The organism is Bradyrhizobium sp. i1.15.2 (genome assembly GCF_040548425.1).
GTDB classification, from domain to species: domain Bacteria; phylum Pseudomonadota; class Alphaproteobacteria; order Rhizobiales; family Xanthobacteraceae; genus Bradyrhizobium; species Bradyrhizobium canariense.
Genome location: NZ_JBEPRQ010000039.1, coordinates 21,131 through 46,431, shown reverse-complemented (window position 1 = coordinate 46,431; position 25,301 = coordinate 21,131). Strand labels below are relative to the sequence as shown.

27 protein-coding genes and 1 pseudogene are annotated in these 25,301 nt (G+C 61.7%); 7 read left to right on the top strand and 21 right to left on the bottom strand.

Translation table 11 applies throughout. The annotated features are described in order from the left end of the window. Positions 1-326 precede the first annotated feature (326 nt). The 14 genes from ABIB80_RS36465 to ABIB80_RS36400 all read right to left on the bottom strand — a co-directional run bounded on the left by ABIB80_RS36465 (position 327) and on the right by ABIB80_RS36400 (position 14,545). A complete protein-coding gene (locus ABIB80_RS36465; RefSeq protein ID WP_007591810.1) occupies positions 327-695 on the bottom strand; it encodes a hypothetical protein in 369 nt (122 codons plus the stop codon). A 443-nt stretch (positions 696-1,138) separates the two neighbouring features. Continuing rightward, on the bottom strand, positions 1,139-1,831 hold the full coding sequence (locus tag ABIB80_RS36460; protein WP_007591812.1) for a helix-turn-helix domain-containing protein: 693 nt from the start codon (positions 1,829-1,831) through the stop codon (positions 1,139-1,141). 794 nt (positions 1,832-2,625) lie between these two features. Then, positions 2,626-4,137 (bottom strand): arylsulfatase, encoded by a 1,512-nt coding sequence (locus ABIB80_RS36455; protein ID WP_007591814.1) that lies wholly within the window; start codon positions 4,135-4,137, stop codon positions 2,626-2,628. Positions 4,138-4,370: 233 nt separating this feature from the next. Continuing rightward, positions 4,371-4,661 carry a hypothetical protein gene (locus ABIB80_RS36450; protein WP_007591816.1) on the bottom strand — a complete coding sequence of 97 codons (291 nt, stop codon included), beginning with the start codon at positions 4,659-4,661 and terminating at the stop codon, positions 4,371-4,373. A 260-nt stretch (positions 4,662-4,921) separates the two neighbouring features. Next, positions 4,922-6,592, bottom strand: a complete 1,671-nt coding sequence (locus ABIB80_RS36445) for an arylsulfatase (protein WP_035994933.1) — start codon at positions 6,590-6,592, stop codon at positions 4,922-4,924. 123 nt (positions 6,593-6,715) lie between these two features. Then, the gene (locus ABIB80_RS36440) at positions 6,716-7,702 is read right to left on the bottom strand and encodes a formylglycine-generating enzyme family protein (RefSeq protein WP_007591820.1); all 987 of its coding nucleotides are present in this window, start codon (positions 7,700-7,702) and stop codon (positions 6,716-6,718) included. Positions 7,703-8,123: 421 nt separating this feature from the next. Further along, on the bottom strand, positions 8,124-8,285 hold the full coding sequence (locus ABIB80_RS36435; RefSeq protein WP_354129303.1) for a hypothetical protein: 162 nt from the start codon (positions 8,283-8,285) through the stop codon (positions 8,124-8,126). 718 nt (positions 8,286-9,003) lie between these two features. Continuing rightward, positions 9,004-9,549 carry a cupin domain-containing protein gene (locus ABIB80_RS36430; protein ID WP_007591822.1) on the bottom strand — a complete coding sequence of 182 codons (546 nt, stop codon included), beginning with the start codon at positions 9,547-9,549 and terminating at the stop codon, positions 9,004-9,006. Between the two features lie 165 nt (positions 9,550-9,714). Further along, positions 9,715-10,419, bottom strand: coding sequence for a hypothetical protein (locus ABIB80_RS36425; RefSeq protein WP_035992811.1), 705 nt, complete (start codon positions 10,417-10,419; stop codon positions 9,715-9,717). A gap of 281 nt (positions 10,420-10,700) precedes the next feature. Next, positions 10,701-10,850, bottom strand: a complete 150-nt coding sequence (locus ABIB80_RS36420) for a hypothetical protein (protein WP_007591825.1) — start codon at positions 10,848-10,850, stop codon at positions 10,701-10,703. Between the two features lie 208 nt (positions 10,851-11,058). Continuing rightward, positions 11,059-11,880, bottom strand: coding sequence for a tetratricopeptide repeat protein (locus ABIB80_RS36415; RefSeq protein WP_007591830.1), 822 nt, complete (start codon positions 11,878-11,880; stop codon positions 11,059-11,061). A 32-nt stretch (positions 11,881-11,912) separates the two neighbouring features. Next, the gene (locus ABIB80_RS36410; protein ID WP_007591831.1) at positions 11,913-12,596 is read right to left on the bottom strand and encodes a substrate-binding domain-containing protein; all 684 of its coding nucleotides are present in this window, start codon (positions 12,594-12,596) and stop codon (positions 11,913-11,915) included. Positions 12,597-12,614: 18 nt separating this feature from the next. Beyond that, a complete protein-coding gene (locus ABIB80_RS36405) occupies positions 12,615-13,316 on the bottom strand; it encodes a GrlR family regulatory protein (RefSeq protein ID WP_007591832.1) in 702 nt (233 codons plus the stop codon). 194 nt (positions 13,317-13,510) lie between these two features. Next, complete coding sequence (locus tag ABIB80_RS36400) at positions 13,511-14,545, bottom strand: glutamine synthetase beta-grasp domain-containing protein (protein WP_007591833.1); 1,035 nt, start codon at positions 14,543-14,545, stop codon at positions 13,511-13,513. A 538-nt stretch (positions 14,546-15,083) separates the two neighbouring features. Here ABIB80_RS36400 and ABIB80_RS36395 point away from each other — a divergent pair. From ABIB80_RS36395 to ABIB80_RS36370, 7 genes and pseudogenes are all read left to right on the top strand, one after another. Continuing rightward, on the top strand, positions 15,084-15,287 hold the full coding sequence (locus tag ABIB80_RS36395; RefSeq protein WP_007591835.1) for a DUF2735 domain-containing protein: 204 nt from the start codon (positions 15,084-15,086) through the stop codon (positions 15,285-15,287). Positions 15,288-15,455: 168 nt separating this feature from the next. Further along, positions 15,456-16,083 (top strand): annotated as a pseudogene (locus ABIB80_RS36390) (tyrosine-protein phosphatase); the annotation flags it as partial. A gap of 106 nt (positions 16,084-16,189) precedes the next feature. Beyond that, the gene (locus tag ABIB80_RS36385) at positions 16,190-16,870 is read left to right on the top strand and encodes an SDR family oxidoreductase (RefSeq protein WP_007591838.1); all 681 of its coding nucleotides are present in this window, start codon (positions 16,190-16,192) and stop codon (positions 16,868-16,870) included. Between the two features lie 39 nt (positions 16,871-16,909). Further along, the gene (locus tag ABIB80_RS36380) at positions 16,910-17,107 is read left to right on the top strand and encodes a hypothetical protein (RefSeq protein WP_007591840.1); all 198 of its coding nucleotides are present in this window, start codon (positions 16,910-16,912) and stop codon (positions 17,105-17,107) included. After that, positions 17,104-17,358 carry a ParE family toxin-like protein gene (locus ABIB80_RS39515; protein ID WP_007591841.1) on the top strand — a complete coding sequence of 85 codons (255 nt, stop codon included), beginning with the start codon at positions 17,104-17,106 and terminating at the stop codon, positions 17,356-17,358. Before ABIB80_RS36380 ends, ABIB80_RS39515 begins: the two co-directional genes overlap by 4 nt. A gap of 183 nt (positions 17,359-17,541) precedes the next feature. Then, positions 17,542-18,228 carry a DUF2161 domain-containing phosphodiesterase gene (locus tag ABIB80_RS36375; RefSeq protein WP_219683542.1) on the top strand — a complete coding sequence of 229 codons (687 nt, stop codon included), beginning with the start codon at positions 17,542-17,544 and terminating at the stop codon, positions 18,226-18,228. A 95-nt stretch (positions 18,229-18,323) separates the two neighbouring features. Then, positions 18,324-18,629, top strand: coding sequence for a hypothetical protein (locus ABIB80_RS36370; protein ID WP_007591844.1), 306 nt, complete (start codon positions 18,324-18,326; stop codon positions 18,627-18,629). 81 nt (positions 18,630-18,710) lie between these two features. Here the strand turns inward: ABIB80_RS36370 and ABIB80_RS36365 are convergent, their stop codons facing one another. From ABIB80_RS36365 to ABIB80_RS36335, 7 genes are all read right to left on the bottom strand, one after another. Beyond that, on the bottom strand, positions 18,711-19,340 hold the full coding sequence (locus tag ABIB80_RS36365; protein ID WP_007591845.1) for a GNAT family N-acetyltransferase: 630 nt from the start codon (positions 19,338-19,340) through the stop codon (positions 18,711-18,713). Between the two features lie 150 nt (positions 19,341-19,490). Further along, positions 19,491-19,892, bottom strand: coding sequence for a PaaI family thioesterase (locus ABIB80_RS36360; protein WP_007591846.1), 402 nt, complete (start codon positions 19,890-19,892; stop codon positions 19,491-19,493). Positions 19,893-20,063: 171 nt separating this feature from the next. Continuing rightward, positions 20,064-21,266 (bottom strand): kynureninase, encoded by a 1,203-nt coding sequence (gene kynU / locus ABIB80_RS36355; protein ID WP_354129302.1) that lies wholly within the window; start codon positions 21,264-21,266, stop codon positions 20,064-20,066. Between the two features lie 8 nt (positions 21,267-21,274). Next, positions 21,275-22,114, bottom strand: coding sequence for a tryptophan 2,3-dioxygenase (gene kynA, locus ABIB80_RS36350; protein WP_007591854.1), 840 nt, complete (start codon positions 22,112-22,114; stop codon positions 21,275-21,277). A 33-nt stretch (positions 22,115-22,147) separates the two neighbouring features. Beyond that, a complete protein-coding gene (locus ABIB80_RS36345) occupies positions 22,148-22,957 on the bottom strand; it encodes a hormone-sensitive lipase (protein WP_007591860.1) in 810 nt (269 codons plus the stop codon). A 244-nt stretch (positions 22,958-23,201) separates the two neighbouring features. Further along, positions 23,202-24,479 carry an ArgE/DapE family deacylase gene (locus ABIB80_RS36340; protein ID WP_007591861.1) on the bottom strand — a complete coding sequence of 426 codons (1,278 nt, stop codon included), beginning with the start codon at positions 24,477-24,479 and terminating at the stop codon, positions 23,202-23,204. 54 nt (positions 24,480-24,533) lie between these two features. Next, the gene (locus ABIB80_RS36335; protein WP_007591862.1) at positions 24,534-25,259 is read right to left on the bottom strand and encodes a pyridoxamine 5'-phosphate oxidase family protein; all 726 of its coding nucleotides are present in this window, start codon (positions 25,257-25,259) and stop codon (positions 24,534-24,536) included. Positions 25,260-25,301: the final 42 nt, after the last annotated feature.

Genomic DNA, 25,301 nt, shown 5'->3' with positions numbered 1-25,301 from the left:
ACAACACGCTCCAATCAGAGGCCGGATACATTGATGCAAGACCGCATCTGCCAGGTTGACGAAACCTCTTGCAACGCGCGGCCGGACCATACATTGGGGTCAAAAGCTTCGGTCGAGCGCTCGGGTGCAAAACTTCCGGTCCGCCTTGAGAACCGACATGACGAGCCGCCCCTCGGACGGCGGCGATGGGCCAGAAGCAGTCATCAGCTCCCGCAGACTGACGCCTGCCTGGCTCCACGCTGTCGCCCACTCAGGACGAGTGCCACCCTCAGGCATGAATCAGACGGCCCTGTGGGGCCGTCTGATTCAGCCTTAGAGCGGATGACCTATTGGCAGAGATGCCGCAGACCGTCAGCACCCTTGAAATAGGTGCCGGGCTTACAGACGATGCCGTTGCGGGCAGCATACGCATTCCAGTTGCCGTGCCAGCCCATCTCGCCGGACATGGCGTAGGAATTGCCCCAGCTGCCGACGGTAGCGTCGGCCGCCGCCGGCTGGCGATACGCCGTTCGCCGAGTTGATTGCCGATATCGATAACCTCCGGTGGGAGTACTCCCGGTTCCTAAACCCGTGCAGCTGGCGAATTCAGCTTGGCATTCGTCCGGATTGGAGAGGGCCGCCTGCGCCAGTGCAGCAGAGCTGGACAGGGCGGATGCCGCAACAACGACCGCGCCAAGAACTTTCAGATTTATCATGGCTTCCTCCTTGCGCTTGAACCGTGGCCCAATGCCACGTCTCGTAGTAGTCGGTCGGCCTTTGCAAGCCTGTGCTACTTCGGCAAAACTCGCACCGCCAAGATTGGGACTGCCTTGGGTCAAAATGCGAAGAACTCAACTTTGAGCAAATCCAATCGGCTTCAATTCATCTTCTCACGCAGCTTCCGGATGATTTCGCGAAGGTCATTCGCGTACTCCTCAACGATCCGGCGCGCCTCCTCCAAGCGCGTTGGTTTGGGCTCGGGCTTATCGGATCCGGACGGCTTGTTCATCACAGAGCCTTGAACCTGGATCGCGGCAATCCATTGAGCTAAATCAATGGGCTCATCGCTTTAGCTCCTCTCAGTAAATAGTCGCGGTCATCGGTGTGGAGGGACTGTGTATCTCTCATCGTCGCCAGCACGGCCCGTCGCATTTTGGTATCAGGGTTGTGCCGGTCCTTGCGGATCGAAATCGGCAAGCCGCCGCCTGTCGTTTAACATGATCTCTCGCTGATCGTGGTCTAGGAACGTAAGGACGCCCGCTTTACGCAAGCTAGATAGCGCGCGAGAAACCGTTTCGAGCGTCAAGCCGAGATAGTCCGCAATGTCGAGACGAGTCATGGGGAGCGACATCTTGTCTGCTCCCGTGCGGAAATCCATCTCAAGTAAGAAGGCGGCGACCCTTTCTACCGCGGTCTTGCGGCCCAGAAGCAGCATATGGTTTTCTGCGTGCTCCAGGTTGCGGGTGATCATGCTGAGTAGGTTGTGCGAGACGACCGCGTCTTTTGCGGCTACCAATTGAAGGCTTTCTCGCTTAATCAGGCGCACGACGGTTTCGACGACCGCCTCTGCGGTAAATCGATGCTCATCGCCGTTTTCAAGCCCGAAGATATCGCCCACTAAGTGAAAGGCGCCGATTTGACGCCGACCGTCCGAGAGCAACTTGTAACTTCGCACCGCACCATGCTTGACTTGATAGACATACACAGCGGGCTCTTTTTCGCCGAAGATTTCAGTGCCTTTTCGGTATGTAAACTCACCGAGGCCGATAATTCGGTTGAACGCACTCGTCAAACCGAAGTCATCGAGCGTATTGGGCTGAGGTCGTCGATCCGTTGGGATACGCACAAACATGGCCAGTTCCCCTTCCGCATCAATTCTTTTTCCGTATCAATTCTTTGAATAATCCTCTCTCGCCCGCTGGTCGTTCGACGAGCGACCATATTCATTGGATATCCCTCAGGTCATTGTACCAAGGTACAATGTCAGGTTGCTGGCGCCACCGCCGGGCGAATGGCGTAACCACTGCGTTATGGATCAATTGCGAGAGTTACCCCTCGGGCAATGACTTCCGGTCTAATTCCGGCTCCTGACGTCTGGCTGCGCGGCACAAACTGAAGCAATGGGCCACGAGCGGATGCAGCGTTGAATGGCTAAAGTCCGAAGCACTCCACCGGGGTCTGATCCTACTGCTCGCAGGCCATGATCAGCTCAGTGCTACTTTCAGAGCGCGCCCGGTTGAGCAGGTGGACTGGGCCAATCCGATCGTAGGTTGTTTGGGTTATTCCGATCGAACAAGTCCTGCCTTACAAGGCCGCTTGGGCGAGCATCAATTGCGGGTGGAATTCGGCGAGTGTCGTGAATTGGGGCGCCCCCGAATCCCGGCCGTGCGATGCAAGCAACCGGATAGCCAGCGTATTGGCAATAGACTACGTCACTCGCCCTTCCAGTGCTTCCAGCGAACCCAATTATTAGCAATGCCGACAGCGCGATTGATCGTTTCATTTCGGTCTCCTGTGGCGAACCGACTCCCCTACAGCGACATCGGATCAGGGCGGCAGAAAAGCCCCACGGCGTTATGTTGGCGGCACCCAATATTGCTCAAGAATGTCCGCAACGGTCAGAAGCGGACAAACCGCCGAGCCAGTTTAACCGCCGCTACGAAATTGCGTGATGTTCGGCGGTGGTGGATTTGGATGTTTCTTGAGGGTCGCTAAATACTCTTCGACAGTTTTGAGCGCAGGACCCGATACCCAGCCAAACATTGCCGCGACGATGAGGTCCTCGTGCGGATCCATTTCAATGTTGTAAATCTTCGGGTAGCCGGCCATCGGCGCACTCGCGGAGAACATGCCGGGCTGCCGCTGTGGTCCGATGCCGGTCGGATGGACGTCCGTGAAGTAGATACGCCACTGTTTCCAGCGCGCGGCGACGAGATCTCCACCGATAAAGCTCAAGAGGCTTTCGCGAGGCGCTGTCGCCGTGTTGCCCAACAGGAGATCGGCTTGATTGATCCCGTCGATCTGGCGGTCTGTTGGCATCTTGGCACCGACGATGTGGGCAAAGGTCGGCAGGAAATCCATGATCGAGAACATGGCGTATGTGGTTGTGTTTGCCTTGACTTTGCCGGGCCACCGGATGATCCCCGCCGTCCGTATTGCTCCTTCAGTGACTTCGCCTAACTCTCCGCGAAACGGACCTGAATTACCCATATCAGGCGTTCCCTGGTTGCCGTGTTCTCGCGCGGTCTGGCCCTGGGGGCCATTGTCCGAGGCAAAGACAACGATTGTGTTGTCGTCAATGCCGAGTTGCTTCAGCGTATCTAGGATTTGTCCGACGTGATAGTCTCCCTCCATCAACTTGTCGCCGTAGTTGCCGATCCGTGATTTTCCTTTGAACTGTTGAGAAGGCAAGTTTGGAAAGTGCCCCATTGAAAAAGGAAGATAGAGAAAAAAGGGCTGTCCCGATGCTCTCTGGCGCCTCATAAAATCGATTGATCTGTCCACGAACTCATCGTCGATGTTGGCGCGGACGTCCTCGGTAAATGGCTTGACCGCCTGTAGCGGGCCTCCGGCCTTCGCCTCAACGATCTGCGGCCCAGTCTTCAGCAGTGTCTCGTACGGCTCATTGATTGAGTGCGTGAGCGCGATTGTAGCCGGGTATGTTGCTGCATCCCAGCTAATGTCCGGCGGGATACCGTAGAACTCATCAAAGCCGTGCGCGGTCGGCAGACTTTGAGGCGCACTTCCAAGGTGCCATTTCCCGAAGATCGCAGTCGCATAACCAACGCTCTTGAACATCTCGCCCATGGTGAAGGCATTAGCGGGAAGCGTATAGGGACTACCCTCAATAGCGATCAGCGACAGACCGTTTCGGATCGAATATTGCCCAGTCATCAGCGCTGCACGGGAGGGGGTACACGCCGGTTCCACCAGGAACTGTGTGAGGCGCAATCCGTCTCGAGCCATTGCATCGAGATGCGGCGTCGATGCCCCACGCAACTCGCCGCCGCCGTAGCACCCAAGGTCGCCGTAACCGACATTATCGGCGAGAATGAAAACAATGTTGGGCTTATTGTTTTGCTGCGCAAAGGCTGTCGCCGAACCCATCAACGCAAGCAGCACCACCGCCGAGGCGAAGTGCTTGACCGAGTTTTGCATGCGAAACTCCGGAAGATGCTGCGTAACCATTCTAGAGAAAGCCTAACCTCGAAGCTATCCGAAATCCGCGCCAATGTCCGCATTGCGGCGGTAAGACGCCAACCTGGATCGGCGTCCGGCTTGCCTCTGACAGCCGATATGACACATGTTCAACCGGCCTTCGGCCAGGAGCCCAGAAGCTGACATCGATTGCTTATCTCGCATGGCCACCAGGGGCAGATGAAGTGCGTCGCTTACAGCAGCGGTTCGACCTTCGCCGCCATGTCGGGAGAGCGGGTAACCCGATATGTTGCGTTGCTGCACTTCAGGATCCAGACGGCCCGATCCGGACGCGAGCGTTTTGCATCCCTTGAGGCACCGAGCGGTTTGTCACAGGTGAAACCTTGCAAGCGAATCTGCGCTGCCAACATCGACCGCGGCGTTTCGGCTGCAACCCGCGGTGCTGTTGCCTGTTGCGCCTGCACCAACGGGCTGAAAATTAGAGCTGCGGTAGCCAGCAGTATTGACCCAAGCGGTCTGTACATGACGGCAATCCTTATTGCAGTTCTCTCGAACGCGGCAGAGCAAGTGCATCATCGGCTTGTCAGCGTCGCGTTGACGGATTGGATCGTCCGATAGTCTTGGGGCAGCAAAATTGGAGTAGCAGCCTTGGGGCGTCAGCAGCCTTGGGGATCATCGGAGTTGAAGGGACGGCACCCGACGCTGACACAATTGTGCTTGCAACGGGCGGCTTTTTTCAAGACCGCCCGCTTAGACATCATCAAGGCATACTATCCCGCCTCGTTCACTCGCTCTGATGGCCGGACTTCTTCATTTCAGCAAGGATACCATCGAGGTTGTAAGTTTCCGGCGCCTGCATCGGAGGGAAGTCCTTGTAAGAGAATAGCTCCTTTTCCCAGAGAAGTTGGCCGAGGGGCAGGATATTCCAGTCATACAGGTAGGCGGTGCTCGGCGAGCCGATCGAACCGGCATAGCCCAGCAACGATTTGGCATCGGAGCCGACCGTCTGCTCGAATGGGTCACGCTTGATGTTGGCGACCTGCGTCCAATGGAAGCTCTGCGCTCCGAACAACCCGCCGGTCCCGGTGTCCGGCACCATCGTGTAGTACATCTTCCAGTTCTTGTAGCGTACCGCCGATGGCTGCGCGCCGGTGTAGTAGAAGAAGACCTCGCGCGCGGATTTATCCGTGCCTTCGAGATAGGCGCGCTGATCGACGCCGTCGAGCGTTGTCTTGACGATGCCGGGGTAGCTTCCAGCCTCGATCTGCTTCTTCAAAGCGTCGCCCTTCGGCCCGCCGGCGATGTCGACCAACGTCGGCAGCCAGTCGAGTGCCGACATCATCTCGCTCTTGACCGTGCCCGGCTTGATGTGGCCCGGCCAGCGAACGACCATCGGGGCACGCATGCCGCCTTCCCAGGTGGTCAGCTTGCCGCCCTTGAAAAGGGTGGTGCCGCCGTCAGGAAAAGTGATGTTCTCGGCGCCGTTGTCTGTCGTGAAGACGATGATGGTATTGTCAAGCTGGCCCATGTCTTCGAGTTTCTTGAGGACATAGCCGATATTGTCGTCCATCTGCTTCATGCCGGCCTCGTTGAGGCCCCAGTCCTTGCCACCCGGCTCGCCAATCATCGCCTCGTATTTCGGCGGCAGCACGGTCGTGATGTGCATGCGCGCCGGGTTGTACCAGACGAAGAACGGCTTGTTGGTCTTCTTGGGATCGTTGCGATCAAGATAGTCGATGACCTTGGCTGAGATTTCTTCGTCCACGCTTCGTGAACGGTCGAGCGTCAAGGGACCTTCGTCCTTGCAGGTCTGGTTTGCTTGTGAGCCGTCCGACGACTTGCACGCAAGCACCGGCCGCGGCGGCGTCAGGCACGTCGTTGTTCGAGGATCCACGGCGCCGGGGACCTCGGTAAGGCCCGGGACCGGGGTTGCCTTGCACGGCGGCGCAATGCCTTGCACGGTCGGGCTCTTGTTGATGTCCGGGAAACTCACCCCCTGCATCGCGTCGAGGTGATACAGGTACCCCCAGAACTCCTGGAAACCATGGGCGGTTGGTAGCGCCTCGGGATTGTCACCAAGATGATTCTTGCCGAACTCGCCAGTGTTGTAACCGAGGTCGAGCAAGAACTTGGCAACGGCGGGCGTACCGGGCCGCAGCCACGACGGGCTGCCGGGCAATTGCGGAGGAATCATGCCGGTGCGCAGCGGGTGCATGCCGGTGAAAAACGCGTTGCGGCCGGCGGTGCAGCTCTGCTCCGCATAATAGGTCATGAAGAGCGCGCCCTCGTTTCCGATGCGGTCGATGTTCGGTGTCTCTCCGACCATCAAACCGCGATGGTAGATGCTGGGCTGCATGATGCCGATATCGTCGCCCATGATGAAGAGGATATTGGGCTTTTGCGCCGGCTGTGCAGCCACCGGCGTGCTGACCAAGCCGGATGCCGGTATCATCATCGTCGCACCCAGCAGCGCTGTGCTGGACCGCTTGAGCCAGCTTTGGGTCTTGCGTGGCGTTGCGACCGAAAATTTGTGATCGAATACGCAATTCAACATGGCGTCGCTCTCCCGTTAAGATGCCTAAGAGGCTCCTCGCCTGATGCACCGAAATCCAAGATGACTTGTGGAGGTATCGACCGGCTCCGCATGCCGCGCAGCCGGCCGATAGCGTCGGCAGTAATTCGGCGCGCACAAATGCGAGCCGCCTTTGATGACCTTGCGTGGGATCTTGACGTTGGTGGTGCTCGGGTCGTAGCTATCAGCCTCGCGGCCGCCGCGCGGGTTCTCGGGAATGCAGCAGGCCTTTGCAGCGTCGGCTTCATGCCGAGGCGAGTACCAGTCCGACGTCCACTCCCAGACATTGCCGATCAGATCGTGCAGCCCGTACCCGTTCGGCGGGAATGCCGTGACCGGCGATGTCCGTTCGAATCCGTCGTCTCTGGTGTTTTGGCGCGGAAATTCGCCCTGCCAGGTGTTGGCCATATGACGGCCGTCAGGCGTAAATTCATCTCCCCATGCGAACTCGGCGCCGTCCAGTCCGCCGCGCGCCGCAAATTCCCATTCGGCCTCGGTCGGCAAATCCTTGCCGGCCCATCTTGCGTAGGCGAGCGCATCGCTGAAGGCCACATGCACGACGGGATGATCGTCGAGCCCCTGGATTTTGCTCCCCGGTCCGTAGGGATGCCGCCAGTCCGCACCTTTGGCGAAGGTCCACCACTGGCTGAAGTCCCGCAGGCTGACCGGATGGTCAGGCGGCGAGAACACCAGAGAGCCCGCATAGACCATGTGCGGGAGCATTCCGGGATAGTCCTTTGGATCGGGCGTGATCTCGGCAACGGTGACGTGGCCGGTAGCCCCGACGAACGCCTTGAACTGCCGGTTCGTGACGGAATGGCAATCCATCCAGAAGGCATCCACGGCGACGCGGTGGACCGGCGCTTCCTCCGGATAGTGCCGATCCGAACCCATGCGGAACGTGCCGCCCGGCACATACAGCATCCCCTCACCTGCTGGATGCTCGAACGATTGTCCGTCGTCCGACGACGATTTCGTGTCAGCCAAGTGCATCACGATCTCCGGGCCCCTACATCAGCGGCCTGCGTTGCTTCATTTGTGACTCTGTTTATTTGCGACGCTGTTTCGCTCGATATGCATTTTCCGGTACTGGGTCCTTTGACCGAGGCTGAGGCGTAGGGAAACCGGAACGACACACTTCAGGGTTGATCTAGATCAAAGGATATCCGACTCGGATCATTCGAGTCGAATTGGTCGCGTCTCCGCCACGTCCGGTCTGGCCTCAACCACCGACTTGCCGGACGCTATCGCCAGCTTCGCCTTCGGGCCAACCGCGTCAGCAGCATTGACTCAGTTGCCGTCTGCGAATTGGTGACGGGGTGAGCAACAAGCGTTATGTGATTTGTGTCGCAGAAGGGTTATCCGGGATTTGGCGTTCTGGTCGAGTGGACGGTGCCATGGAAAACCTGACGCATTATCCTGCTCTGGTGTTCGCGGTGGCCTTTGTTTCGCGCCGCTGTCGGCGGTGCCGGTGGCGTTCGGTGATGACTTCGGCGATGATCTCGCCGTCGCGCTCGACATAGCCTCCGAGATCCGCGAAGGCCGAATTGCCGCCCAGCAGCTTGCCGTCATGCATGCACATGATGCTGCGGTCGAAGGCATCGTTGCCCCTCCTCACGGTTTGGGAGCGGACATGATCAGCTCGCTTTAGCGAGCTGGCTCATGGCCAACAGGCGACATCGCAGGCTTAGCGCTGACATGAGAGAGGCCACCCGTTGGAGCGGCCTCAACTTGTTCTGTCGCGCCAACTTCGCCATCAGCGAACGGTGCCGCTCACTCTGTCGTACGATTGAGCGCTGCACCATTGAGAAGTGGCATTTAGATCCCAAGCCCACTTCTTTCCGGCTGCCTGGCAAGCTTCGAAAGTGGCCCACTTGGGAGGCCAAGGCTCACCTGGATTCCATACCGGCGCGGTCTGTGGTTTCTGGATCTTTTGAGTATCGCGGGCATTCGCCGGCGCCACCGACAAGATCGCGACAACGATACCCATGGACAAAAGTGCCGAGACTTTCACTGCCATGTCCTCCTAGATTTCCGGGACAGCAAACGCTATCCCAAGAGGCATGATAGCACATTTTCAACCAAGGGGATTCCGGACGTCGTTCTTCTTCGGGTCAAAGGCGGCGGTCGGCCGCCGAGTGGGACGACTTCCGCTCTACCTTTCGCTTCGGACACGTCGCCGCCGTGTGCCAGCCATCGCGATGGGCCACAAGCGATCACCGGCGAAAAGGAACGGCCGCCTCGACTCTGCGGCGGCCGCCTCCATTCTTGGCTGTCAGTCAGGCGGATGTGCCTCACATCTTGACGATCTCGGTGCGATATTTCGGCAGCAGGGCCGCGATCAGTTTTCCCTTCTCGGCCATCTCTTCCGGGGTCGGCTTCGGCGGCGGCGATGTGCGGCCTTCGACGGGGAAACCGACCGCCAGAAAGAATTCATCCTGTCCTGCCGGCGTACACATGCAGAGCATGCGAGCCGTCTTGCCGGACAGGTTCTTAAACGCGTGCGGGGCGTTCGCCGGAACGTTGACGGTCGATCCCGCGCGTACGGTGTGCGACTTTCCGCGAAAAGTGAACTCGAGTTCGCCTTCGAGCAGCGAGAACATTTCCTCGAAGTCGTGGCGATGCGGCGGGGGGCCACCGCCGGCGGGCACCAGCATATCGACCAGGCAATAGCGTCCCGCGGTCTGCGCGCCCGACACCAGGATCGTGTAAGTGCCGCTCGCCACCGAGATATGCGGCACGCCGGCGCCGTCAGGATCGGCTACCGTCAGACAGCGACCAGGATCGTCGGCGGGGATCGAGGAAGCAGACGGAGCATTCGCAGGAGAGGTGTCGGTCATCTCGACCTCGTTTCCATGATTTTGAGGAGAGGCACCTTACCATCACAAGCGGTGTCTTTTTCGAGGCCGGATGTCCGCTCCGGGTCAACAGCCGACATCGCCGCGAGTTGGACGTCAGGCCTGCTTTACCCTCGAGCGGACATCCCAGATCTCTAAGTAACCGCCCTACGCTCGCCGCATCAGTTTAAGCGAGGCCGCCAGCCGCAGGCTGCGCTTGCCGGCCAGCGCGATGCCTTCGAGCTCACCGCTGTCCGCCGTGCAGGTTCCGGAGAAGCCGATGCCGACCTCGTAGCCGCCGAACACGGGGTTCTCGCCTTTCGCCGGCGTATGCTCCTGGTTGAGCATCTCGCCCTTCCAGCGGCCGTCGGCCGAGGAATAGGAGCCGAGATAGTAGAAGAACGCATCGCCGCCCAGGATGCGGCCGTCGATCAGCAGCATGACGCCGGAGAGCCCGGCGTCGACGCCGTCGAGCGCGCGCAGATGGATCGCATAGAGCCCGTTCACGACCCCGCCCGGACCGATCGTCCCCTGCGGCGGTAACCCCTCGTCATCGAGCCGCGTGAGATTGGCCCAGAAACCGGCGCCCGGCATCGTGTCCGCGCTGCCGGCGAGACGGATCTGGTTGCCGACGAGCCGTCCGCGCGCGCCGATCGCGGCGACGTCAGCCCCCATCAGCGGCTTGTAGTTGGGATCGTCGTTGTGCCGTTCGGTGATGACTTCGGCGATGATCTCGCCGTCGCGCTCGACATAGCTCCCGAGATGCGCGAAGGCCGAATTACCGCCCAGCAGCTTGCCGTCATGCATGCACATGATGCTGCGGCCGAAGGCATCGTTGACGCCGTATTCAACCTTGTAGAGCCCGTCCAGCAACGCAATTGACCCGGAAATATCAGAAGGAAAGCACGCGCTACCTAGCACCGCCGTCGCACCAAGGCCATCGGGCTTTTTCGCGCAGGGCCATTCGCGGAGCCACACCTGCCATGATGCCATCATGCGCCTGTTTTGCCCGACGGCGCAATCGATTTCGGCGTTTCCGCAGATGGCGATTTCACACCATTTGCAGGCCTGTGATTTCAACCACTTGGCTACTGTGCATGGGGTTGTTTTTCGAGTTTTTTGTTTGACCGGTGGTGAATGGCGTTCCTCAGGCGCTAGTGACGCTTGAAATACTGCACCTCGCGCTCATGCTTCTCGGCCGCGGCGCGGCTCCTGAACGTGCCGAGGTTGCGGCGCTTGCCGGTCTTGGGATTCACTTTGCGCGAATACAGCCGATATTCGCCGGATGCGAGCTTGCGGATCATGGTTGCGCCTCCTGCTGTCGAGGATTCAACGGACCGTGTCCAGGCTGGTTCCTGACGCATTCGAACCCGTCGACACAAGCACGCGACAAAGTGGGCATGGAGCAGTCACGGCCATCGGCGGCGGACGAAACATGATCCGGAAAGGTGCGCAGCGGTTTTCCGAAAAGATCATGCTCGCAAATAACTCTAAAGCGCGTTCACCGCGCTTTTAGAAGCACAGCGTGGTGACGAGCTTGCCCTGCTTGTCCTTGATCGCATAGGGACAGCGCAGCCGCTCCAACGCCTGCTTGGCATCCTCGTCGCCGAGCGCCGCGGCGCGCTCGTAATAGGATTTCGCGGCGTCCTTGTCCTTTGGCCCGCCGCGGCCCTCCTGTGCGAAGGCCCCCATCCGCTCCAGCGCGCCGGGATGGTTTTGCGCCGCCGCCTTCTCGAACAGCGCGCGTGCCGCGGCGTCGTCCTTCGCCCCGCCCGTGCCTTCGGAGAGCATCATGCCGAGCTGGTACTGCGCCTCCGCGTTGGTCTCGGCCGCCTTGCCGAGCAATGCGCGCGCCTGTGCGGGATCGGCCGGCGTGGCACCGCCGGTGCCGCCGAGCGCGGCGAGATTGCTGATGCCGCGGGGATTGCCGGCCTGCGCCGCCTTCTCGAACAATTTGCGCGCCTGCGCTTCATCCCTGGCGACGCCGGAGCCGGTGCCGTAGGCCACACCGAGCTCGACCATCGCCGCACTCGATCCCTTGTCGGCGGCCTTGCGCCAGGCAGCCATCGCGTCCGCCGTCTGCCGGTTGGCCGCATAGGCGCGGCCGAGCGCGAACATCGCGCGCCGCGACGAGGGCGCAGCCTGCTTGCAGAACTTGATGGCGGTCGCAACGTCGGCGGCCGCAATCTCCGTCACGCCCCTCATATCGGCTGGCTTGTCGGGATCACTGGGATCGGCGGCGACGCGGTCGCACAGGACGAGATCGGCCGATTGCGCATGCGCAGATAACGGCGCCGCAAGCGTGAGAAGGATGGCAACGAGGAAAGTCCGCATGGACGCCAGGTTGCGTCGTCGTCCCGGCAAATTCAAGGCTCGAGTCCCGATTGGCGCAGCACGGGGACGACCTCGGGCGACGCCAGATAGCGCAGCAGCCGATCCGCGGCGTCGGCGTGCTCGGCGTTTGTCATCCGGCCAGCGGAGAACACGGCCGGCGTTTGCAGATCGTGCGGAATCGGGCCGACCACCTCGATGCCCTCGACCTGCTTCAGCTCGCTGATCTGCTGCACGGCGAGGTCAGCCTCGCCGCTCACGAGCCGCTCTGCGGTAAAGCCCTGCTCGACGATGGTGGTCTTGGCGTTGATCTCTGCCGCGATCCCCATCTGCGCGATCAACCGAGCGAAATAGACCCCGCTCGCACCCAGCCGCGAATAGGCCAGGGACCGCGCCGCGAGCAGCGTGTTGCGCAGTGCGGTTTCCGTGGCGATGTCGGGATGTGCTTGCCCTGCCCGCACCGCGATGCCGACGAAGGAACGCGCGAGATCGGCCGCGTTCCCTGAGACGACGCGGCCCTCGCCGATCATCTCGTCGAGCCCCTCGCGGGTAAGGATCACGAGATCGGCGGCCTCGCCGTCGCGCAGTCGTTTGAGCAGCGCCAGAGTCGGCGCGAAATCGGCATCGATGTGGACGCCGGTCGCGGTCTCGTATGCGGAGGACAGGCTGCGCATCGCGCCCATCAGGCCGAGCGTCGAAAGCACGCGAATTTTTTCCATCAGCGATTCCCGTGGCGATCAGGCGCGATGCATCAGCTTGAGCGCGGCGGTCAGGCGCAGGCTGCGCTTGCCGGCAAGCGCCGTTGCCTCCAGCACCGCCTGCTCGGCGTCATAACTGCCGGAGAAGCCGATGCCGACCTCGTGGCCGCCGAAGATCGGATCGTCCTTGGCCGGCGTGTGCTCCTGGTTGAGGATCTGGCCCTTCCAGCGCCCGTTGGCGGCGGTGTAGCTGCCGAGATAATAGAACGATGCATCGCCGCCGAGGATGCGGCCCTTGTTGAGCAGCATCACGCCGGTGAGACCGCCGTCGACGCCGTCGAGCATGCGCAGATGCACCGAGTAGAGCCCGTCGGCGATGCCGGCCTCGCCGACGCCGCCGGCGATCGGCATCTCGTCTTCGGTGATGGGTGTCATCAACGACTGAAAGGGTACGCCGGGCAGCTCCTTGAGCTCGCCCTTGCAGCGATAGAGATCGCCGTCGGCCCAGCCCTTGGCAAGCAGGGTCGCATCGTCAGTGCCGGCCATGGCGCGATAGTTCGGATCGGGGTTGTGGCGGACGGTGTTGATCACGATGTCGACCCCGGCTTCGGTCTTGGCGTAGGTGCCGATATGGGCGAAGGCCGAATTGCCGCCGAGCATCTTGCCGTTGCCGGCATGCATCACGCTCCGGCCAACGGCGTCGCCGAGCTGAAATCTCACCTTGTAGAAGCCTTCAAACACCAGCCGTCCCTGGCCCTGCGCGCATCCAGACGCACTCTATCCCGCTTTCGGCGGCGATGGACAAGTTTCGCGCCATGAGGTCCGAGGGGTCTCCGCACCGGCTGTCATCAGAATGAAAAATCCGCCGAAGCCTTTCGGCTTCGGCGGATCGAAGTCCAACCCGGGCCAGCCCCCCAGCCCGGGCCGGGAGGATCTTAGGCGGCGGCCTTCTTGTCGGCCGGCACGGAGGCGATCGTCTTCAGGATCTGCGAAGCGATCTGGTATGGGTCGCCCTGCGAATTCGGACGACGGTCTTCCAGATAGCCCTTGTAACCGTTGTTGACGAAGGAGTGCGGCACGCGGATCGAAGCACCGCGATCGGCAATGCCGTAGCTGAACTTGTTCCAGGGCGCGGTCTCGTGCTTGCCGGTTAGACGCTTGTCGTTGTCCGGGCCGTAGACGGCGATGTGGTCCATCAGGTTCTTGTCGAAGGCGGCCATCAGTGCCTCGAAGTACTCCTTGCCGCCGACCGTACGCATGTACTCGGTGGAGAAGTTGGCGTGCATGCCGGAGCCGTTCCAGTCGGTGTCACCGAGCGGCTTGCAGTGGAACTCGATGTCGATGCCGTACTTCTCGGTCAGGCGCAGCATCAGGTAGCGGGCCATCCACATTTCGTCAGCGGCCTTCTTGGAGCCTTTGCCGAAGATCTGGAATTCCCACTGGCCCTTCGCGACTTCCGCGTTGATGCCTTCATGGTTGATGCCGGCTGCCAGGCAGAGGTCGAGATGCTCTTCGACGATCTTGCGGGCGACGTCGCCGACGTTCGAGAAGCCGACGCCGGTGTAGTACGGACCCTGCGGGGCCGGATAGCCCGAGGCCGGGAAGCCGAGCGGACGGCCGTCCTTGTAGAAGAAGTATTCCTGCTCGAAGCCGAACCAGGCACCGGAATCGTCGAGGATGGTGGCGCGCTTGTTGGTCGAATGCGGGGTCTTGCCGTCGGGCATCATGACTTCGCACATCACGAGCACGCCGTTGGTGCGGGCGCCATCCGGGAACACCGCGACCGGCTTCAGCACGCAATCGGAGCTGTGGCCTTCAGCCTGCTGGGTGGAGGAGCCATCGAAGCCCCAGAGCGGAAGCTGCTCGAGCGTCGGGAACGACGCGAATTCCTTGATCTGAGTTTTGCCGCGCAAGTTCGGAGTCGGCGTATATCCGTCGAGCCAGATGTACTCGAGCTTATACTTGGTCATTGAGCCTCTCTGTAGATGATGCGAAAGGTGGGGGCCGCAGGCCCCCGCACGATTGTTTACCCGGCCAACATCGGCCGACCCTTTCCAAGCATTTAACGTGCCAAAAGGCCGCAGCGCGGGAGGTTTTCCACCGCGGCCGGCCTCCTCTCCATCCCGGCGGATCGGCGAGTGAGCCGTGCGTCATAGCGGCGCACCTTTGCGTGAAGCTGCACCGCAAAAACCCCGCGGAAAACGCCCGATTCTGGAGCAGGCAGGCCCGGGCCTGAGGTTGCCGACTAAACGCGCATCAACGTCCGGCAATATTCGCCAAGTCTGCGCCCGCCGCCCGCAACCTTCGCAACGGCCCACGCGTTAGCCACCCGACCGCTGCCTTAGAGGAAGCAGAATGCAGTCTGCCTACAAAATAGGCCAAGGCTGATTTCCTTTTCAGCACTTTGCATTTCGGAATGCACGGCCGATATGGGGATTCCAGTAACCACAAGCCAACGAGTCGGGCGCACCATGGAGGCCCAGCGCTGCGATCTCGGGAGATACCGCAATGATGAACAATGGACTGAGTCACGGATCTGCACAGATCTACCAATTCCCTGTCGGGGGCCGCTCGGCTCTCGGGGGGCGCCGCAACGGTGAGACCCGCCTTCCCGCCAACCACGCCTCGCTCCCCGTGAACGAGACGATTTGCAGCGGCAGCTGGTACCATCAGGAAGCAGTCGATGAAGCCAAGCCGAAATGGGATCGCTGATGCCTGCGTTCGGTTCAGTACCGCCGCGCTCTCTCAAGCGTCCGGCGTCAGATTGAAAAAGGGTCGAAACAACGAAGTTTCGGCCCTTTTTGATTCCGGACTTGATTACAGGATCATGTGGTCCCACAGCCGTCACCGACCGTTTCAGATGCCTGACAAGACACCTCCATGAAAGACTCCCCTGCCCGCCATCTCGCCCTGCAGGGCGCCAGTAATTTTCGCGACCTCGGCGGCTATCCGACCGCAGATGGCCGTACCACGCGCTGGCGGCACATCTTCCGCTCCCGGCGTGCGCAGCGCCTTCGATTTTCGCGGCGTCGAGGAGCGCGCGGCGGGTGTCTGTGTGGTCGACGAGATCGCCGTGCATTCGTTGCCGATCGAGCCGACGGTCGTGGCTGCGCTGCGCGCCGAGCTCGCCAGGGGCAGGCTGACCGCGCCGGTCGCGCTCGAACTCATGCGCGAATCCTATCGCAACTATGTCCGCCACAACACGGCCAGTTTCCGCAACATGTTCGGGCATCTCCTGGAGGACCACGCGCCGCTCGTCATTCACTGCACCGCCGGCAAGGATCGCACCGGCTTTGCCAGCGCGCTGATCCTTCATGCGCTCGGCGTAGCCGACCACGTCATTGCCGAGGACTACCTGTTGACCAACCTGCACTACAAGCGCGACGCGTCAAACGTCTCCGATCTTCCTGCCGACGTTCTCGACGCGATCGGCACCGTCGAGGCCTCTTATCTTGCCGCTGCTTTCGAGGCCGTCGGTAGCGAGTATGGCGATCTCGAAACCTACTTGCGCGACGGTCTCAAGCTCGGCACAGCGGAGCGGACCGCGCTGAAGGCGCGCTATCTGCAATCGTAAGCGGCCGTAAATCTTGAGCGGCCGCGCCGGGAGAACGATGATGCAAGGCAAGGTTCTGATCGTGACCGGAGCACTCGGCGCACTTGGAAAAGTCGTCGCCGAGACCGCGCAGTCGCGCGGCGCGCGCGTCGCCGGCATCGACCATGCGCCATCGCAAATCTCCGCGACGCCTGAGCGCATCGAGATCGGCGGCGTCGATCTGTCCGACGCAGCACAAGCAAAGACGGCGGTCGAGGCGGCGGCGAAGCATTTCGGCCGGCTCGATGCGCTGATCAACATTGCCGGCGGCTTCGCCTTCGAGACCGTCGGCGACGGCGACATCAAGACATGGCAGCGCATGCATGCGCTCAACTTGCTGACGGCGCTCAACGCCTCGCACGCGGTGCTGCCGCATCTGGCCGCGTCCAAGGCCGGCCGCATCGTCAATATCGGCGCCATGGGCGCGCTTCAGGCCGGCTCCGGCATGGGCCCCTACGCAGCGTCGAAAGCCGGCGTCCATCGCCTCACGGAGGCGTTGGCGAGCGAGTGGAAAGGCAAGGTGACCGTGAACGCAGTGCTGCCTTCGATCATCGATACCAAGGCCAACCGCGCCGACATGCCGAAGGCCGACTTTGCCAAATGGGTGACACCGCAGGAGCTCGCCGAAGTCATCCTGTTCCTCGCCAGCGATGCCGCCAGCGGCGTCACCGGCGCGCTGATCCCGGTCGGCGGGCGGGTGTAGCATCTTTTCCCGGGCCCATCGGGCTGCTATATTTGAACAATGACAACTGAAGATATCGAACGAGCGATCGAACGGCTTACGCCTGACGAATTGGTGCGGTTTCGCGCCTGGTTCGAGCAGTTCGATGCACAACGCTTCGATCATGTCCTGGAGCAGGACATCAAGGCGGGTAAGCTCGATCAATTTGCCGAGGAAGCGCTGAGCGATTATCGCGCCGCCCAAACGCGCGACTTGTGAAGCACACCGCTTCCACGAGATTCTGGAAGGCTTATGAGGCCTTGCCCGTCAATGTTCGGCGGCTCGCCGATGCCAATTTCAAGCTGCTGAAGAACGACCCCACTCATCCTTCGCTTCAGTTCAAACGGGTCGGTCGATTTTGGTCCGCCAGAGTCGGCCTACGTTACCGCGCCCTGGCTATCGAATCTGACGGCGCCTGCGTTTGGTTCTGGATCGGCTCGCACGCAGACTACGATCGTCTCATAGGCTAAAGGCGTCAATCCGGCACCAACAGCGGGAGATTGCCTCTGAAACGGATGCTCTGCTTGCCGGCGAGTGCGATGCCCCCGCCCATGTCGTCTGTTCCCCGTCAAATGGCTCAGAGCCCTAAGTCCGTTCCGGGCTAAAGTGCCGAGACTGATTCTCCGATCGGACGTGACACTCGGAAGCTTCCTTTGGAAACCACGCTCTATTTGCCCGTAAAACGCTTCCTCGAAGAGCTCGGCTTCACGGTCAAGGGCGAAATCGGCGGCTGCGATCTCGTGGGCCTTAGCGCCGGCGATCCGCCGGTGGTGGTGATTGGCGAGCTCAAGCTGACCTTCAATCTCGAGCTGATCCTTCAGGCCGTTGATCGTGCACCGGCCGGCGACGAGGTCTGGATTGCCGCAAAGATGTCAGTGCGCGGCAAGGGACGCGAGACCGACGCACGCTACCGCAATCTCTGTCGCCGCCTCGGCTTCGGCATGCTCGGGGTGACCGACAGGGGCCAGGTCGAGGTGCTGGTGAAACCGCCGACGGCAGCGCCACGCCGCGAGCCGAAGGTCCGTTCCCGCTTGGTCGCAGAGCATCAGCGCCGCCAAGGCGATCCGGTGCTGGGCGGCAGCACGCGCGCGCCGATCATGACGGCCTATCGGCAGCAGGCGTTGGCCTGCGCCTCGGAGCTTGCAGCAGGCCCGCGGAAGGTGAGCGAATTGCGCCAACGCTGTCCCGATGCCGGCAAGATCATGCTTAACAATGTGTATGGCTGGTTCGAACGCACCGAGCGGGGAATCTACGGGCTGACGGAAGCGGGCCACGCGGCGCTGAAACGCTGGCCACAGCAGCGGGTTGCGGATGTTGCCGGTGTCGCGTCACCACCCTGACACCCAACCGGTGCATAGCTGAGATGCCGCACCGATTTCATATTGCAATGCAACATAGACGGCACTAGGTATCCCGGCATCGAAACGAGGCCGTTATGAACGCAGACTGGAATACCAAATATGGCACGCGGCGCGTGCGCCACGATCCGCCGACCCTGGACGAGGCGATCTTCGCTGCCGTCGGCATCACCGATGATCAGGAGCAGCAGGCCGAGATCGCCGCAGCCCTGATGGGTATGCCGCTCGATGTCGTCCAGGCCGAGGTCAAGAAACAGGTTCGCACCAACAGCCGCATCACCTCGACGCGCGTGATCGCCGGCGAACAGGGCGCGCAGCGCTCGGTGGTGGTCGAACGCCGTGTCGTGCGCCGCTTCGGCAACGACAAGCGCACCGGCACCTGAGCGCTTAGTTCCCTTATATCCAATACAAAAGCGGACCGGTTTTGCCGGTCCGCTTTTTTGATTCCAGTCGGCTTTTTCAGGTCAGGCGGCGCGATTACCGTAGATGCTGGAAATGATCTTCCAGCAGGTCGAGTTGAAGCTGATCAGAGCGCGGCCGGCTGTGAATGGCGAGGCCGCAAGATCAGCGAGCTCGTCCTCAGGCGCCTTGGCGAGATCGATCGTACCGGTCGATTCGCCGTGACGGAATTGCAGATGCGCCCCAAACTTCCTGGCGAGCGCGCGCATCGCGTGATTCTCGGCGCCGGTGGTAATGCGCAGGCGCTTGTAGCCTTTCCAGCGCGCTTCCGCGATCAGGCGGCTGAACAGCACAGTGCCGACGTTCTGGCGCCGCGCCGAGGCTTCGACGCTGAAGGCGACCTCGGGCAACGAATCGCCCTCGGGCGGATGCAGCTCGGCCGCCCCGCGGACCACGCCATCCACGATATAGGCGACGATCACGGTGCCGTCCTCGGCACAGCGGGCTGCGTAACGCTCGATAAAACTGTCGTCGAGAAAACCGTTGAAGCGATCGTGCCGGCTTTCGGCATCGAGCCTCAGCAGATGATCGCGCAAAAGCGGCAATTCTTCCTGCTGGCTCAAGGTGCGCACGTAGCCCTGAACGGACTTCGGGCGGCTGGTTACTTCAAGTCCAAAATCTGCTGCGAGTGACAAGTCAAAACTCCTCTTGGTGTCCCTCGAGGAGGCGTTCGAATCCCTAGGCCTCCAATATTGTGCATCGCAACAAACTTTTCAAGACGGGAACCTGCCCAAGTTTCGGGCATTGGAGGCGACTAATTCGTTAATAAAATCAAGCCCCCGTATTCATACGAGGACCAGTTGGGTCTGCGTCACCACCGCGACCAGCTTGCCGTCCTCGGTCTCCAGCCGGGTGGTCCAAACCTGGGTGCGCCGGCCTCTGTGGATTGGGGTGGCGGTCGCGACCACCGTGGTTCCCTCCTTGGCCCCGCCGATGAAATTGGTCTTGCTCTCGAGCGTGGTCGTGCCCTTTGCGTCCTCCGGCAGATTGATCACGGTGGCCGCCGCGCCGACGGAATCGGCCAGCGCCATCACCGCGCCGCCGTGAATGGTGTGATGAAGCGTGCAGAGATCGGGCCTGACCGTCATCCGCGCCACCACGCGATCTTTCCCGGCCTCGACGAACTCGACGCCCTTGAGTTCGGCAAACGGCATCTTCATCGCTTTAAGTTTTTCGAGCGGCGTCATCGGATCTCCTCCCAAATCATTCTGCTCACAGGGTGAATTGCTCTGCGCGACAAAGCAATGACGTCCGAGGTCATCAGTGCGAGCGCAGCGAAGCAATTCGAGAATCTTTCCGCTGATACATTTCTGGATTGCTTCGCCGCGCTCGCAATGACGGGAGACAGCCGTCGTATCTCACGTCACCGCATTCACCACCTGATACTCCGGCCGCCGCCAAATCTCGCCCGCGATCACCTCCTCGATGAACTCGGCTGCCCGCAGGATCTCGCTCTCGCCGATATAGAGCGGTGTGATGCCAAACCTCATGATGTCAGGCGCGCGGAAATCGCCGATGACGCCACTGGCGATGAGGGCCTGCATCGCGGCGTAGCCGCCGTCGAAAGCGAAGGAGACCTGAGAGCCGCGCCGCTCATGGGTGCGCGGCGTAACAAGCTTCAAGGACGGACAGCGGCGCTCGACCTCTGCAATCAGGAGATCGCCGAGCGCCAACGAACGCGCCCGGACCTCCGCGATATCGACGCGGTCCCAAATGTCGAGCGAGGCCTCCAGCGCCGCCATTGCCAGCACCGGCGGTGTTCCGACGCGCATGCGCTCGACACCGCCGGCGGCCGCATAGGCAAGCTCGAACGCGAACGGCTTTGCGTGTCCCATCCACCCCGACAAAGCGGCGCGCACGCTGTCGGCGTGGCGCGGCGCGACGTAGAGGAAGGCCGGCGCGCCGGGGCCGGCGTTGATGTATTTGTAGGTGCATCCGGCGGCGAAATCAGCGCCGGTGCCTGCAAGGTCAACCGTCAGCGCCCCGGCCGAATGCGCGAGGTCCCACACCGTGACGATGCCGAGCGCATGCGCTCTCGCAGTCAGCTTCGCCATATCGTGGCGTCGTCCGGTGCGGTAATCGACCTCGGTGATATAGAGCACCGCGATCTCCTCCGACAACGAAGACTCGATCTCCTCCGGCGCCACCAGGCGCAATTGATGGCCACGTCCAAGCGTCGCGATCAGGCCTTCAGCCATGTAGAGGTCGGTCGGAAAGTTGCCGGTGTCCGACAGAACGATTTTGCGCGATGCGTTCATGTCCAGCGCGGCGGCGAGCGCCTGATAGACCTTGAGCGACAGCGTATCTCCGACCATGACAGAGCCGGCTTCCGCACCGATCAGTCGCGCGATGCGGTCGCCGACATGGCGCGGCTGGGCATACCAGCCCGCCGTATTCCACGCGCGGATCAACTCATCGCCCCACTCGGCGATGATGACGCGGCTGACGCGCTCGGCAACGCCAAGCGGCAACGCCCCGAGCGAATTGCCGTCGAGATAGATCACACCGTCGGGCATATGGAACAGCGCTTTGGTGTCGTCGTAAACGCGAAGCTTGGTCATGAAAATCTCTACAGGATCGTGCGCACGCGCCAGAGCTCGGGAAACAGCTCGACCTCCAGCATGCGCTTGAGGTAGCTCACGCCGCCGGTGCCGCCGGTGCCGCGCTTGAAGCCGATGACGCGCTCGACCGTCGTCACATGGTTGAAGCGCCAGCGCCGGAAATAATCCTCGAAATCAACCAGCTTTTCGGCCAGCTCGTAGAGCATCCAGTGCGTTTCCGGCGCTTCGTAGACGATACGCCAGGCCTGCAGCACACCTTCGTTGAAGCTATGGGTCTCGCGAACATCGCGCGCCAGCACCGCCGCGGGCATCTTGAGCCCGTTGCGGTCGGCGAGCCGCAGCACCTCGTCATAGAGGCTCGGCGTCGCGAGCTCGGCTTCGAGCAGCTGCGTGGTTCCCAGATCGTGCGCGTGCGGCTTGAGCATGGCGTGGTTGCGGTTGCCGAGCAGGAATTCGATCAACCGGTATTGCCGCGACTGGAAGCCTGAGGACTGGCCAAGCTGCGAGCGGAAGCGCGTATACTCGCTGGGCGTCATGGTGCGCAGCACGTCCCAGGCGCCGTTGAGCTGCTCGAAGATACGCGACATCCGTGCCAGCATCTTCATCGCAGGCTGCACCTCATCCTTCGCGATCGAACGGCGTGCGGCGCTGAGCTCGTGGATGGCGAGCCGCATCCACAGTTCGGTGGTCTGATGCTGGATGATGAACAGCATCTCGTCATGCGCTTCCGACAGCGGATGCTGCGCGCCGAGGATCGCGTCCAGCGCCAGATAGCTGCCATAGGACATGCGCCGTGCGAAATCGGTCTCGGCGCCTTCGCTTGCGGGATCGTATTGGCTGGACGTCATGGCAGGCCCTTTCGATCGATCTTTGAGGCCTGGTCAGTCGAGGCCGATCAGGCGCGCGGTAATTGGCGACGACGGATCCTTGAGAGCGTCGATCACGGTGAAATGGTTCAGTCCGGGATCGACGACAAGACGCGTCGGCACGTCGAATCCAGTCCAGACATTGGCCATCAGATCGGACTGGCGGATGAATTCGGGCCGCTCGTTGCCGCCGACCCAGGCGGTCACGGGCGAAGGCCCGCGCGGTAGATGCAGCGCGGCGCTTTCCAGCGTCGCCTCCTCCATCGTCATGCGCAGGGTGTCGTTCATCCTGGTCTTGAGCAGCGGACGCAGATCATGCAGGCCGCTGATGGACAGCGTCCCAGCGATGCGGTTGAAGACGGCGGGATCGAGCCGGCTATCATCGCACAGCATGCGCGTGACGAGATGACCGCCCGCGGAATGGCCGGCGAGCCGGATCGGCCCCGCGACCAGCGCGGCCGCCTTGGCGATCGCTGCGGTGATTTCCGCCGTAATGTCGGAGATGCGCGCGGCCGGCGTCAGCGTGTAGCTTGGCATTGCCACCGCCCAGCCATGATGGCGCGCGCCTTCGGCGAGATCAGTCCATGTCGATTTGTCGAAGCGCATCCAGTAGCCGCCGTGGACGAACACAACGAGGCCCTTGCTGTCGCCGTCGGGCAAGACGAGGTCGAGGCGCTGGCGCTCGCCGGAGCCATAGGCGATGTCGGCGCGAAACTCCTTCAGCCCGGCCCGATAAGCCGCCGCCCGCTCCGCCCACAGCGCCGGTATCTTGTCCGAGCCCGGGATATGGGCCGAATTGGCGTAAGCGTCATCCCAATCGCGCATCGTTGCTTCCTCGGACTCGTCCTGCGGACCGGGCGTTAGTCTGCCACCGGCGCGGGCGGCATCCTAGTCTTTATTTTAAGCTTAAAGGATTTTGGAACGCCGGTGGATTGGGCAGCGGACCGGCAGGATATTTGTTTCGTCATTGCGAGGAGCGTAGCGACGAAGCAATCCAGACTGCCCCGGCGGGGGATACTGGATTGCTTCGCTGCGCTCGCAATGACGGCCGAGAGAGCCGAGCCTGTCGCTACCCCTTCTCGACCCCGCACCAATCCGCAATGAACAGCGCCATCGCCTTGGTCGTCTTCTTCAGCGAGTCCAGATCGACATACTCATTGAAGCCGTGCATCTCGCCGCCACTCGCGCCGAAACACAGGCTCGGGATACCGTGATTGAGGCCGTAGAAGCGGGTGTCGGTGAGCGCGGTGAAGACGAGGTCTTCGATCTGGCCGCCATAAACGGTGCTGAAGGCCTTGCCGAACGCCGCCTCAGGCGCGGCGGCCTCGGTCAGCTCATAGCCTTCCGACAAAAAGCCCGACCATTCGACCTCCGGCGGATTGTTGGCGAGGAAGCGGTGGTTGCGCGCGGCAGCAGCAACGCAGGCCATGATCTCCTTCTGGTGATCGGCGATCGACCAGCCCGGCAACACGGCAATCCGGCAATCGACGTCGCACCAGGCCGGCACGCTGGAGGCCCAGTCGCCGCCCTTGATGATGCCGGGGTTGAAGTTGATGGGATGGTTCAGCGTCTTGAAGTGACGATCGGCTTTCGCGCGCTCGTTCCACTCGATCTCGAGTTTTTGCAGCGCCTGGATCAAATGATAGGCCGCCATGATTGCGTTCGCGCCGGAGCCGGCGAAGGCGACATGGGTCGGATGGCCCTTCACGCGCAGGCGGAACCAGATCACGCCAACCTGCGAGCGCACCATCTTGCCGCCGGTCGGCTCAGGAATGAAGCAAGCATCCGCACGATAGCCCCGTTGAAGCGTCGAGAGCGCGCCGACGCCGGTGCTCTCCTCCTCGATCACGGACTGGAAGTGAATCCGCGCCGTCGGCCTGAGGCCCGCGGCCTTGATCGCATCGAGCGCGGAGAGCGCTGCGATGGTGCCCGACTTCATGTCGCAGGCACCGCGACCGAACATCTTGCCGTCCTTGATGACGGGCGAGAACGGCGGGGTGTCCCACAGTTCCAGCGGCCCGGCCGGCACGACGTCGCAGTGGCCCTGGAGGATCAGCGATTTGCCCGCCTCGGTTTTGGGCCGGTACGTGCCGACCACAGTGCGCGCCTTCGAAAAATCATGCTCGATGGGCCCGAAGCCGCGCAGATCCTTGAGGTCGTCGACATTGATGTGCCAGTCGTCGACCTCGTAGCCGCGCGCGCGCAGGAGGTCGCCGATCATGTCCTGGCATGGCCCCTCCGCACCGCGGGTCGAGGGGATCGCGACGAAATCGCGTGTGGTCGCGAGCTGGGCTTCGAAGCCGGCATCGACGGCGTCAAGAATCCTCTGCTGCGTTTCGGCATTCATCAGGCAACTCCAATCGGGCATTGAGATCATCGATGGAGCGCAAGCTAGCCGATTTCAGCCGTTCGGGTACTCTGCAAAATAGGCATCCCGCAATGCATCTTCGAGCGGCCGGCCCTCCGAATAGCCATTCAGCGTCGCCGGCCTGCTCACGCCGTCGAGCAGCCGCGGGCAAGGTTCTGGCGCGCCAATCACCGTGCGCACCGGGATGCGCTCGGCATAGATCGGCAATTCATAGTCCTCCTCGTCGTCGGCGACGCCCTTGGCGCGGATCTTCGCGGAGGCTTCCTCGATTTCCATCGCGATGAAGGAGGTCGCCTTGATCTCCTGTGTGTTGCTCGCCCGCAGGCTCGCAGTGCGATCCGGGAAGAAGCGGTCGACCATCGCGATGACCGCGCGTTCTTTCTCCTCGGGATCGGTGACGAGATAGGCGGTGCCGAACGCCATCACGGCGCGGTAGTCGGCCGAGTGATTGAACCCACATCGCGCCAGCACCAGGCTGTCGAGATGGGCGACCGTCAGGCACACACGCTCGCCCCGGGTCTGGTTGCGCAGCATGCGGCTGGCGCTCGAGCCGTGCCAATACAGCTTCGTCCCTTCGCGCCAGAAAAAGGTCGGCGTGCAATAGGGTTGGCCGTCGATCGCGTAGGAGACGTGGCAGAGCATCGAGGAATCCAGGATGCGATGAACGGTGTCGTAATCGTAGAAGCCGCGATCGTGACGGCGCTTCACCTGGTTGCGCGCAGATGTCGGATAGGAATTTTGGTTCTCGGTCTGGCTCACGGCCGCTCCTGTCGGATTGGAACACTTCCAGGGCAGTTGTAG